General features: G+C 37.2%; 7 protein-coding genes. 2 read left to right on the plus strand and 5 right to left on the minus strand.

Annotated features, from left to right (window positions below):
- The 5 genes from DRF60_RS03605 to DRF60_RS21850 all read right to left on the minus strand — a co-directional run bounded on the left by DRF60_RS03605 (position 1) and on the right by DRF60_RS21850 (position 9,601).
- A complete protein-coding gene (locus DRF60_RS03605; RefSeq protein WP_185144567.1) occupies positions 1 to 3,102 on the minus strand; it encodes a SusC/RagA family TonB-linked outer membrane protein in 3,102 nt (1,033 codons plus the stop codon).
- 11 nt (positions 3,103 to 3,113) lie between these two features.
- Entirely contained in the window at positions 3,114 to 4,676 is a 1,563-nt protein-coding gene (locus tag DRF60_RS03610) for a glycoside hydrolase family 32 protein (protein WP_116010756.1), read from the minus strand.
- Positions 4,677 to 4,770: 94 nt separating this feature from the next.
- Positions 4,771 to 6,081, minus strand: a complete 1,311-nt coding sequence (locus tag DRF60_RS03615) for a sugar porter family MFS transporter (protein ID WP_116010757.1) — start codon at positions 6,079 to 6,081, stop codon at positions 4,771 to 4,773.
- A 515-nt stretch (positions 6,082 to 6,596) separates the two neighbouring features.
- Positions 6,597 to 9,359, minus strand: a complete 2,763-nt coding sequence (locus DRF60_RS03620; RefSeq protein WP_238639997.1) for a substrate-binding domain-containing protein — start codon at positions 9,357 to 9,359, stop codon at positions 6,597 to 6,599.
- 131 nt (positions 9,360 to 9,490) lie between these two features.
- Complete coding sequence (locus DRF60_RS21850; protein ID WP_116010759.1) at positions 9,491 to 9,601, minus strand: IS3 family transposase; 111 nt, start codon at positions 9,599 to 9,601, stop codon at positions 9,491 to 9,493.
- A gap of 712 nt (positions 9,602 to 10,313) precedes the next feature.
- On the opposite strand from DRF60_RS21850, the gene DRF60_RS03630 reads away from it, so the two are divergent.
- Both DRF60_RS03630 and DRF60_RS03635 read left to right on the plus strand, forming a co-directional pair.
- Positions 10,314 to 11,915, plus strand: coding sequence for a helix-turn-helix domain-containing protein (locus DRF60_RS03630; RefSeq protein WP_116010760.1), 1,602 nt, complete (start codon positions 10,314 to 10,316; stop codon positions 11,913 to 11,915).
- Between the two features lie 518 nt (positions 11,916 to 12,433).
- Positions 12,434 to 13,045, plus strand: coding sequence for a hypothetical protein (locus DRF60_RS03635; RefSeq protein WP_116010761.1), 612 nt, complete (start codon positions 12,434 to 12,436; stop codon positions 13,043 to 13,045).
- The last annotated feature ends 281 nt before the right edge of the window (positions 13,046 to 13,326 follow it).

Below are 13,326 nucleotides of genomic sequence, written 5' to 3' on the forward strand. Positions count from 1 at the left end.
TTATAGGGAAAAATTAACTCCAAAATTAAATGTAAGTGGTAACGGATAGCCGAATGCCGGCGTTTCAGGATCTATTCCTGTAAAGCTTTTGGATTTTATCGTCCAAAGATTCTGAACACTTGCATACATCCTGAAATTAACAATGTGATATTGCTCCATCAAAGATTTCGGGAACGTATAGCCCAATTGTAAAACTCTCAGCTTCAGATAACTTCCGCTTTCCACATAATACGATGAGAATCTGGATTCTGCATTGCTGTCCACTGTCGTAAGCGCAGGAATATCCGAATTGGGATTCTGCGGAGACCACGCATTCAGAAGCCTTGTTCCCTTATTGGAACCTACATCATCCACACTCCAGAAATCAGTCTGGTATTTTTTTGAATTAATGACATCCACATCGCCGATGCCCTGCCAGAATGTTGAAAGATCAAAGTTTTTATATGAAAAGTTGAGATTGATACCATACATAAATCCCGGATTCGGATTGCCAATCCACGTTCTGTCTTTGTCGTCAATCATTCCGTCACCATTTAAATCCGAATAGCGAATCCTTCCCAAACCTTTGCCTGACTGTGTTGCAGAATTATCCACCTCTGCCTGAGTCCTGAAAAGTCCATCAGCAACATAACCGTACATTGAGTTAATGGGGCGTCCCAGAATATTATCTGTTGTTCCGTTTCCACCGTAATTATTAATAACGGATTGAGGAAGTGCAGTAATTTTATTACGGTTCATAGAAATGTTCCCTGAAACTTCGTAGCGGAAACCACCTGCGGTTTCATTCTGATAAGACAATGCAACTTCAATCCCTTTATTTTCCATAGATGCACCATTAATCCATCGATCTCCTCCTTCTCCGATCACACCAAGATAAGGTGGCAATACGAGAATGTCTTTTGTTGCTTTTTTATACACATCGACACTCCCTGTCAGTTTTTGATTAAAAAATCCGAAATCTAAACCAAGATTGGTCTGTGTAGTGGTTTCCCATCTCAGGTCGTCATTTTTTGTCTGAGTTGCAATAAATCCTGATGGTAGTAATCCGCTTCCGACACCGGAAATATCATAAGCCGTTCCGTAAGATGTTGCCCACGTTGGATTTCCTCCTGCATAGTTCGCTATATACAGCGAATAAACCGCCGAATTGCTTATTTCCTGGTTCCCGGTCTGTCCCCAACCTGCTCTTAATCGCAAATCTGAGAAAAACGGAATAAGATTTTCCGCAAAATGTTCTTTATTGATTCTCCATCCAGCCGAGAATGCAGGGAAAGTTCCGAAACGGTTGTTTTTACCAAATCTTGAAGAGCCGTCATAACGCATTGTTGCAGAGAAAAGATAACGGTTGTCATAATCATAAGAGAATTTTCCGAAGTAGGACAACAGGCTGTAATAGGTGGAGCTTCCGCCGTTGAAAGCATCTCCTGTTCCTGCATCGGGATACATATAGTCGGGTGTTTCTATAAGGAATCCTTCTTTTCTCAGCCAGGTATTTTTAAACGTATCCTTGTACATTTCCATTCCGCCCAAAAGATCAAAATGATGTTTCCCTGCTTTTGCAGTATATTGTGCGGTATTGGTCCATGTCCATTTCTCCGTGTCTGACTGGTCGATGTTCACTGCATTGGTTTTGTTTTGCAGATAACCCGAAACATAGCTTCTTTGCAGCATTCTTTTGTAATAATTGGAAAGATCGATTCCAAAGCTGGATTTTAAGGTCAGATTTTTCACAGGCTGCAATTCGGCATAAACATTTCCGAAGAATCTTTGGTATTGGTAACTGTTGTCTTTATTATATTCCAAAAGTCTGACAGGATTTTGCCGGTCATTCATTCCGCCAACCGGACCGCCCCACCCGATTCCGTCTACAGTATGAACGGGAATGATGGGCAAAGCACGTAATGCGGGATCCAAAACGCCCGGATCCATCAGCTCATTGGTTTTATTGAAGGTGAAATTTTCTCCGATTTTCAGTTTTCCGTCGAAAAAGTTATAAGAGGTATTGACACGGGCAGACAGTCTTTTGAAATTGGTGAGTTTCACGATTCCATCATTGTCATAATATCCCAGAGAGAAAAAGTAAGAACCTTTGTCCGAAGCGCTAGAAGCAGAAACATCCAGCGAATTGGCAACACCAGTCTGCGAAACCTCATCATACCATTTGGTATCGGCTGATTTAATAGTTTTTGCAACATCCAGGTATTCCGGAACGTTGCTGTTATATAAGGTCGGAACACCATTCTGAACACCCCAGTCAAAACTATAGCTCAAATTATTGCTATTAGGGTTAAGTCCGTCATTGATGTTGGCCTGCCAAAGCACCTGTCCGAATTGTTTTGCGTTCAGAACCTCAGTTTTTCTAGCATACTGTGAATACGCTGTATAATAATTGAGGTCGATTCTCATCTTCCCTTTTTTTCCTTTTTTGGTAGTGATAATGATAACACCATTGGCAGCCCTGGAACCGTAGATACTTGCTGAAGATGCATCTTTCAGCACCTGCATCGTTTCGATATCGCTTGGGTTGAGTTCGTTCATTCCGGCTTTTGTGGGAACACCGTCAATCACATAAAGTGGATCTGTATTATTTAACGTTCCCACACCACGAATCAGCACTTTTGTGTTGCTGCCGGAAGGAGATCCGTCGGCTGTGATATTAACACCGGCTACTCTTCCCTGTAAAGATTTGATCGGATTGGGTTCGGTCTGCTTGTTCAGATCTTTCATATCCACCACGGAAACCGCACCGGTAATGTCTGCTTTTTTCTGCTTGGTATATCCGGTTACGATCACCTCATCTATGCTTTTTATTTTCTCCGCAGCTAAAACGATGTTAAGAACCGTCTTTTCATCCACCACAACTTCACGGGTGGAATAATCCGGATACGTGAAAATTAAAGTGTTTCCTTTTTGCAGGTCATTGATCTGAAATGTACCGCTATTGTCTGTGGTGGTATTGGCTCCTGTTTCCGAAACGGTTACGATAACCCCGCTCAACGGTTTCTGATTGGAGGAAACTACCTTACCTTTAATGACTTCCTGCGCAAATACATGCGAAAAAGGCAGAAGGCAAAAGGCGATGGCTATTTTGTATTTCTTCATACTATAGTTTTTTATTTGGTATTAATCTGATGAGCATTGATGTTGAGCGTACTTCCTTTGGTATCTGTGGATAAGCTTAGTTCCGAGAAGATTTCATTAGGGAAGAAGATTTCGGTCATTACCTTTTCACCACCATTGAAGAAAATTTCGATGGAAGTTTTATCCAATACAATTTTGAGTGTTGCATTTTGGTAGCTTTTTGATAATGGCGCTTTTGAAATCCTGTCTGCAAAATTGTTCTTAAAATCGGTTTTCCCGGATTGGGTACGGTCAATAAAAAGTTCTTTCTTGTTATTATCAATTCCAAAAATCACACGTTCTCCCAATGAATTTTTCAAAGCAAAAGTGTAAACTCCTTTGGTCATTTTCTTAAGGTTAACATCGATAACTGCTTTGGAAAGATCTATTTCTCCTTTGCTGATAAGCTTTTTATCAGAAACAAGGCTAATTTCTTTTTTAACTGTTTTTCCTTCATAATTTTTGAGCTGGGAAACAGGATTATTTTTCAAAATGTAACCTTCTTTGGCCCGTTTTAAAGTTACTTCACGGGGAATAGTAGAACTTCCTCTCCATTTTTCCGTAGGCACATCCGGTGAATAATCCCAGTTTGACATCCATCCGATAATCACTCTTTTGTTATCCGGAACATTATCAAAAGAAACGCTCGCATAATTATCGCGTCCCCAATCCAGCCAGACTACTTTTTCTTTTTCGAGCTGCTTTGTAAAAACATCATCCATTTTGAAGGTTTTTCCGTCAAAATCACCTACAAAATACTGGGCAGCAGAACCACCGTTCGGGCCACCCGGATTGATGTTGACGATAAGAACCCATTTTTCCTCATTGGTTCCTTCTACTTTTATCGGAAAAAGATCCGGACATTCCCAAACGCCGCCGTGTCCGCCGAAATCTTTACCAAATTCTGAAAGAAAAGTCCAGTCTTTCAGGTTTTTTGAGGCATAAAAATGCTGCCTGTCCTGTACCGCCAATCCCATTACCCATTGCTTTCTTTTGGCATCCCAGAAAACTTTCGGATCACGAAAATCTTTTATTCCGGGATTTTTCAATACAGGATTATTACTGTATTTGGTCCAGGTTTTTCCATTATCCAAAGAATAAGCGATCGCCTGAGACTGTGCGTCAATTTCTCCGGCTTGCTCTTTCTTCATATCGTGATAGGTAAAAATTGCTACCACGGGAACATTTTTCCCATCGCCAAAACCTGATGTATTATCCTTGTCCACAACTGCACTTCCTGAGAATATGGCACCTTTTTCATCATAAGCAATTGCAGGAGCCAGTTCTTCCCATTTTATAAGATCTTTGCTGATTGCGTGTCCCCAATGCATCTTACCAAAATCCGGCACGCTCTGAAACGGCGTATACTGGAAAAATAAGTGATAAGTTCCGTTGAGATAAAACAGACCGTTTGGATCATTCATCCAGCCCTTTTGAGGCGTGAAGTGATAATTGGGTCTGTAAAGCTGCTCTTCAGACGTTTTCGAGCCTGACTGTGCATTGAGCCCCGAATAAAACGTTGCAGCGATGATTAAAGTTGATATGATTTTCTTCATTATGATTATTTAATAGGAGATTTTGAATTATTTTAAAGACACATTAATCAATTTATATAGGTGTTCTTTCTGATGATTAGATTGATTTGTACATCTATTTCGTCAGTGTTTTGCTTAATTTTTCCAGCGATATACCTTTTGTTTCCGGCATCATAAACATCACGAATAATAATTGGAATACCATTGCAACGGTAAAGACTAAAAACACGGTTCCGGCTCCGATAGTGGAAAATAACGTAGGAATCAAGGATGGAATGATCGCTGCCAGAAGCCAGTGTGTGGAACTGCCGAAAGCCTGTCCTGATGCGCGAAGATGATTCGGGAAAATTTCTGAAATGAATACCCAAATCACCGTTCCCTGACCAATAGCGTGAGAAGCAATGAAGAGGAACAGGAAAATTGGAATCGCCAATCCCGACCAATGGAAATAAAACGCCATAGAAACCAATCCTAAAGAAATGATATACCCTACGGAACCCAAATACATCAGTGTTCTTCTCCCTACTTTATCAATAAGGTTGACCCCAACCAGAGTGAAAACCATATTCACAACACCAATCCCGATACTGCTTAGCAGTGCTGTTTTCTCACCCAAACCTGCTTCGCCAAAAATCCTTGGTGCGTAGTAAAGGAATGCGTTGATTCCCGACATCTGATTAAAAAAGGCTACTAGAAAAGCCAGCATCAGCGGAAAACGGTATTTTTTCATAAAGATATTTTCCTTTGGCGATTCTGCGTGGTCATCTTCCATCTGCATGATCAAAGTTTCAGAATCCTGATCAGGGCTTAGGATTTTCATCACTTTTTTCGCGTCTTCTATTCTGGAATGGGAAACCAGCCATCTCGGACTTTCCGGAATGGTGAATACACACAATGTATAAATAGCTGCGGGAATTGCCTGCACACCAAGCATCCAACGCCAGTCGTTGTCGCCGATACCGCTTAGTAAATAATTTGATAAAAATGCAATCAGAATCCCAAGAACAATATTAAACTGATACAGGGAGACCATTCTGCCACGGTCTTTTGCAGGCGCAATCTCTGAAATATAAGCGGGTGCAGCAATTGTAGAAGCACCAACACCCAAACCACCCATAAACCTGAAAAATGCAAACAGATAAGGATCATTGGAAAGCGCAGTTCCTATTGCAGAAAGCGCATAAAGAACACCAATGATGAAGAGCGTTTTTTTCCTTCCTAATGTATTGGTCGGGATTCCGCCGAAAATGGCACCTATCACCGTACCCCATAATGCCATTCCCATTACAACTGCTCCGTGAAATGCATCTGAGCTACCCCAGAGTGTCTGCAATTTTTTGTCTGCGCCGGAAATCACTACTACATCAAACCCGAAAAGAAATCCTGCCAAAGCAGCCGTAATAGACCACATAAGAATTTTATTCATCTGTTAAAATTTTTTATTTGTTTGTGGCTAATATATCCCGAGGCGGCAATCCGAGGGTTTAATTATGTAACTAAATATTTCAGCAAGGTTAATTATTTGTTAATTAATTGCAATCAACTGAAAACCAATAATTTAATTTAAAATAATTTTATTAAAGTTTCATCAGGTTTCAAAAATGTAACATTGTTTTATAAAAATGTTACGTGTATTTTAGTGTTTTTAAGGTTTAAAAACAATTAATGTAATGAAGATTTTAACCGAAAAAAGGGTCAAGGTGTATCGCTTTTGGGTCAAGAACTTTTAAGAATTACAATTTCTATGAAAAGCCGTTTATTTTTCCGAATGAAGATGCATTGTTGAGAAAGTATAATAAAAAAAGCAGCAGTTTGATCTGCTGCTGCTGAATATTGCAAAATATTAGATGTGAAAATTGATTTTAAATATTAATTAAAGCTTCAGAGTCTGTCACAATGCTATTGTATTTAAATATATAATCAGTTGATTTTGTATTTTTATCATTCCTTCTCTGCAGATTTTCGAAAGGCATTCGGGGATATGCCAAACTTATTTTTAAAAACAGTGGAGAAATAATTCGGGGAAGAAAAACCTGTTTTATATGCAATCTCTGAAATCGTCAGTTCGGGATTTTGCAGCATCGATTTGGCCTGTTCGAGGCGGAAATTGTTGATATAATCGCTCACGTTCACATCAAACATCGCTTTTATCTTTCTGTAAAGCTGAATTCTGGAAATATTGAGCAGGTCTGCAAGATTTTCTACTGAAAAATCGGCATTGTCGATATTGGTTTTGATCAAGTGATTCAGATTGTTCACAAAGGTTTGCTCTATGCTTCCAAACGACTTGCTGTCCACAATCCTGCTGATATTGTTTGTATAGTAATAACGTAGTTTTTCACGGTTGTAAAGCAGTGCACGCAATGACTGGATCAGAATCGGGTAACTGAAAGGTTTTGTGAGATAAAGGTCAACACCGGATTTCAGTCCCTGCAGGTACGATTCTTTATTGTCCAAAGCTGTCAGAAGAATAACCGGAATGTGGGATGTACGAAGGTCGTTTTTTAGGATTTCACAAATCTCAAAACCATTTTTGTCCGGAAGATTGACGTCACAAACGATAATATCCGGAATTTCACTCAAAGCCTTATCAATCGCATCCGTACCGTCAGAAGCCATCACCTCAAACTCATTCTGAAGCTTTTTGCTTAAAAAGAACGACAAATCCGAATTATCCTCCACCAAAAGAAGCGAGTAACGTTCGCCCTGAGATTCCTGATTTTGGGTAATCGTCTCGTCTTCCGTAAAAACAACTTCTGTTACAAGACTTTCGGCATCTGCGAGACTAGGTTCTTTCACCATTTGGTCTTCGTTGAAATGCTTGTTTCCTTTATAAAGACTGATGATAAACTCCGTTCCCTGAAAAGAACTCACTTCTATTTTCCCAAGATGAAGCTCAATGAACTGTTTGCTAAGATGCAACCCGATTCCTGAACTGTTTTTTCGGTTGTTTGAGCCTTTGAAATAAGCTTCAAAGACATTGCTGATTTCTTTTTCGGGGATTCCGATCCCGTTATCTTTGAAGCTGATGACCGCCTGATTTCCTTTTTCCTGAATCGTGATTTCAATCTTTCCATTATCAGGCGTAAATTTGAAAGCGTTGGACAACAGGTTGAAATAGACTTTGTCCATCAGGTTTCTGTCGATGTAGAGCTCAAGGTTTTTATTATGTGAATGAATTTCGAATTTGATATTTCTTTTTTTAGCTTCATTTTCAAAATCACGAAAAATTGCGTAGGTAAAATCGTAAATATTCGTCTTGGAAACTCTCAGATTAAAAGTTTGATTTTCTATTTTTCTAAAATCCAGCAGATTATCCACCAATCGCAATAATCTGTTGGAGTTTTTATTGATCAGCTCCAACTCATAGGATGGTTTTACACCTTTGGTTTTGCCGGAATCCATCATAGATTCCAATGAACTGAGAATAAGCGTAATGGGTGTTTTAAATTCGTGAGACAATCCCGTAAAAAAATTAACCCTTGCTTCATTGCTGTCTTTCAACTCATTGGCAATGGTTTCAATCTGGTTTCTTTGAATAGTAATTCTCTCATTGGTAAGTATAAGCTGTTTATTTTTTATCTTGATCGCATAAATAAGGTATATAGAATAAGCAACCAGGCAAAACATCAATATCAACAATATGACAGACCATCGGAACAATTCTTTTTGTGAAGAATAAAGTTCGATCTGTTTTTTAACCGCCTGTACCTGATTTTCTATAACACCTTGCTGTTCGATGATTTTATCAAATTGATTGCGCATAATTTCCGCATTCATTCTGTCGATGATCGTTGTACTGAGTTTAATGCGTTTGGGAACAGCAACACCGTTATAAATTTTAATCGCAGTCTCGATGGCTTCTGCTCCGCCAGTTGGATACAATAAAGTGGCGTTCAGTTTTCCGTCCAGAACCATCTGGATTCCGCCGTCTTTTGTATTCAGTCCGTCAACGCCTATAAATTTGATTTGATTTTCTAAACCTTTATTTCGTGCAACCTGCCATGCATTGGCAGCAAGCTCATCATTAAAGGCAAAAACATACAGACTTTGATTTCCCAAGGAATCCAGCGTTTTCCTGAAAGGTTCTGCGGGGAGACCTCTAAACGTTTTTATCAGATTTGTGTTGGGATTGTTTCTGATGATTTCCTGAAAGCCGAGACTTCTTTCTATGGTTGGGGAAGATTGGTCATCGCCTTTTATTTCGATTATTCTTTTATCAATTTTGGAATCTGAAAGAATGTAATTGGCCGCTTCTTTGCCAATTTCCAAGTTATCGGCGCCGATATAGGTCGTATATTTTTCTGAATTGATCTTCCTGTCGAGCAAAATAACGGGAATATTTTTGGCAGCCGCTTTTTCTACCACAGGAACCAGGGATTCGGAATCAATGGGTGAGATGATAATCACATCCACCTTATTATCAATCATTTTTTGTATATCCTGAACCTGCTTATTAACAGAACTTTCTGCTTTATGGATATTGAGCTCTACTTCGGAATGAAGTGATGCCTGTATCTCCATAGAATGATTCATTGCCAATCTCCAGGGATGATTTCCCAAGCCCTGCGAAAATCCGATAGTAATTTTGTCTGAAGTTTTCCGCGATTCTTTACAAGAAAAAAAAACAAGGAAAAACAGAAGAAATAACATTCTATAAGCCTTAGGAAAACCGAAAACTTTCAAAAATTGTATTGTTAACATATTAACACAATATTAATGAAGATGTTGCAGACAGGCAATTTTTGGTGATAGTATTTTATATGAAATCTACTGTATTAATTATATGTAATGAAAGACAAATAAGCCCAATTGAAGACTGGCCAGGTCTCGATTTATTCAAAGACAACTAATGAATCCTGATCCCTGTGAGCGAATTTGTGCTGATTTACACATTCAGCCTTCAGTGTTTTGAAGAAACTCTCAGCAACTACATTATCCAGCAATTCCCTCTTCTACTCATCCTTCTTGTGATGAATGTTTTTTTTTCAGCATAGATCTGAACTCATGACAGACATACTGCACTCCAAGGTCAGAATAGAAGAAAACACTGTGTGCGCCACATTCATGGTCTCACTTAAAGTCCATCCGATACGCAATGCTGCATCAAATGTTCCCGGTTAAAAATCACGGTTCAATACATTTTCCGGTACTGAAAATTTATGGATGGAATCTGTGGTCACCTTAAATTTTATTTTGACAATACTTCTCAAGTTTGCCTTTTTTCATCAGTCTGGCAACCTCACCCTGGATATTTTGATATTCTTTTTACCGAGTTCTCGAGTAATCTGCGAACTGCTGTAAGTTTTGTTACTGCTTACAAATGCTCCAAGGATTTCTATAGCGAGCTTTTGGTTGTATATTTATTATTTACCAAATTAAATTATAATATTTATTGGAATAGATGTGATAGAAAGCAATTGTATTAAAGAAAAATATTTTAAATTTGGACAGATAATAGTCCAAACTATTTTGAAAAACCGATTTCATAGTGTTCCGGAATAAGGAGGACCTTACATTATATATCATTAGCTCTTTATGAAAGGGCATCGGTGATCCAATGGTAATTGCTTTCCAAATTGTACCCGTCTACTTCAATCTGTATCGATACCTAATATAAACTAATTATACCTGCTCTAAAAACTAACCATACTTCCCATGAGAAAAACATTTTATTTCTTTTTTATCCTTTTCTATTATATAGCCATTGCTCAGACTTCTCCAGAAGAGACCATCATTTCGAATAAACTAAGAGATTTGACAAAACCTAATATTGACCAAAAACAAAAGGAAGCCAGCCTACTTCAATTAAAAGCGGAATCTGAAAAACTGGGGTATGATTTAGGCATTCTGATCAGTGGTGATTATTTAATGATATTATATGGTGAAAGTAACAGACATCAAGAGGGACTTGCATTGGGGGAACAGCTAAAAAAAGTAGCGAAAGGTAAAAAAGATACCCACGGTTATATAGCAGATATCTATCGAATGAATGCACTTGCGTTAGGTTATTTGGGTCTGAATGAAGCATGCTTAAAAGATTTAAAAAAAGCACTCAGTTATGCAAAGGACATCAAAGACAGAAATACAAGGGTATACCAGTTGTCGACGTGTTATCTGAACATGGGGTTACATTACAATCTCAAGCAATTTGAGGATAAAAACATAAGAGACTCATTGTTATATACTTATAAAAAAAGTCTTGAATTAGCAAAGCAGATCAATGATGACAGTAAGAGAGTAAGGAAAGATTTGAAATACGATCAGATTGCCTTTATAGAAATGCGTTTGGGGATGTTCTATCTGAATGAGAGCAATTATATCAAAGAAAGTCTGGAACTGGCTGAAAAATACCTTATGGACGGATTGAAAATTTATCAGGACAAAAAATACAATATGCCTATCGTTAATAAGATGATGATGCTGAATCAGGTAAGCTGGTTGTATATGGAGAAAAAAGAGTATGAAAAATCGATAGAGTACGCAAAGCAGGCATTAGAGCTTGAAAAACGCTTCAGAGAGCCATATCACAGAGTAGAATCCTTTGAATTTCTTGCCGATTGCTATAGAGAAGTGAATGAGAAAGAGAAATCAAAATTCTATATGGAGCAATATACCTTTCTTAAAGATAGTCTTTCACTTGCGGATAAGACAAATGCAAATATTACGATGAAAAAATTGGTAGCTGAAACAGATAGTGAACATAAAGAAAACTCAAAGAAACAATGGATAATGACCGGTGTTTTAGCTCTCATTGCTGGAGGATGTACCCTAATAGTATGGAAAAGAAGAAATAAAGCTCTTCTCAAAAAGTATGAACATATAATAGAAAAATTAAAAAAAGAGCCGACTGCACAAAAAAAACAAACTAATGTTACAAAAAGAGGTGAGATTTCAAATGAAACGGAAGAAAGAATTATCAATCAGTTGGAGATTTTTGAAAATTCTGAAGAATTCCTTAGAAAAGATCTTACAATTGGTCTGCTCTCCAGCCAGCTGAATACAAATTCTAAATACCTTTCTGAAATTATAAAGAATAAGAAATCTCATAACTTTAGCAGTTATATCAATTATTTGAAGATCAACTATATTGTTCATAAGCTGTATAATGAGCCGAAATATCGTGATTACAAAATCAGTCATCTGGCAGAAATCTGCGGCTATGCCTCACCACAGGCTTTTTTTGTAGCTTTTAAGAAAATAAATGAGGTGACGCCTGCTTATTTTATTCAAAAACTGAATGAAAAAGTTGCTATTTAGTTTTTGCCTCTTTCAATTATAAAAATAGAATAGATATTAAAATAATGATTAGAATTATTTGATTGATAATTTATCAAAGTAAAACAGTTTTTTATACTTAAACCCCTTCTTAATTTTTTACAGTTTGCAGACCATTTTTCTTTGGAATATTTATTTGCATATCCGCTGTAAATTTAAAATAGCTAAACCCATCCTTATTCGATGGGTTTAGCTATTTTAAATTTTACCAACAATTTTATATTGCCTTTTCATTTTAATAAGATATAGATTGGCATTATTTACACCCTTAATTTAAGAGACACCAGTAAGTTTCTCACTATTTTGTGATTTCACTAACTGAGTCTAATTGCCTGATATTCATATATTTTAAATTGTAAAATAATAAATTTTATCAAAATTACAGAAATGCGGATAGCATTCTTTTTGTTCATAAATAATGTCAGTGTAATATTGCCCCAGTCTATATAAAAGATTTATCCTCAATCTTTTTTAGTAAAAAAAAACAAAAACCATTGATAATGATCAAAAACAAATTCCTTATTTTGGAAAACATGATACCTCGTTGTATCATGTGTAAATTAGGATCTCTTATTTCATTATTACTGTTGTTGTTTTACGCAAATGTTTTCGCTTCTGAAAATTCCCCCTTAGTAAATACTACAGATCCCGAACTGATTAGTCAGGAAGAGAAAGAGCCGCCAACTGTACCAGTAATTCATATAAATGAAGGTACTGTTGTTTATGGAATGGAAACTATTTCTCTGTATGTTCAACCAATTGATGCTGAAGATAAAGAGCATATACAGCAAAAGGTATCAACGAAAATTACAAAACGAGCAGTTGCTGATAAGATTCTGAAAAAAGTAAAGACTGAGCAAAACATAAAGCTGCCTGAAGTGAATGCTCAACTGACTTCCCATCATTCTGAAAATAGTTTTAAATCGTCTAAAAGACAATTTAGAGTAGCAACCCTTACCAACATGCTTTTAAAAATTGCAATTCTAAGCTATACAGCTTATTATCAGACTGTATTTTCACTAAACACAAATTCCCTATATACAATTTCTTTTTTTCTTAAAGGGGGCTTGGCCAATTCTGCATTTTTTACTCGGCCTCCTCCTTTTGCTTAATTCAATTTTAGAGCATTACCTGTTGCATTAGAAAAGTACATTACTATGAGACCAATTTCTAAGAAAATTGGTTTACAATAGCAAAATACTACGTGGTAACAACTGAACGATATCACTGTCTTGCAGGAAATAATTCAGATTATGATAATGCCATTACTGCACTTATACTCTAAATAACGAAAATCAGATAGAACACCCTGTTCATTCTTATTCTACAGCCAAAACGACTATGCTTCTGTAGAATCATTTACCATAATCATGGTTTATGAAATATCTTATAA

This window comes from Chryseobacterium elymi, from assembly GCF_003385495.1.
Classification (GTDB): Bacteria; Bacteroidota; Bacteroidia; order Flavobacteriales; family Weeksellaceae; genus Chryseobacterium; species Chryseobacterium elymi.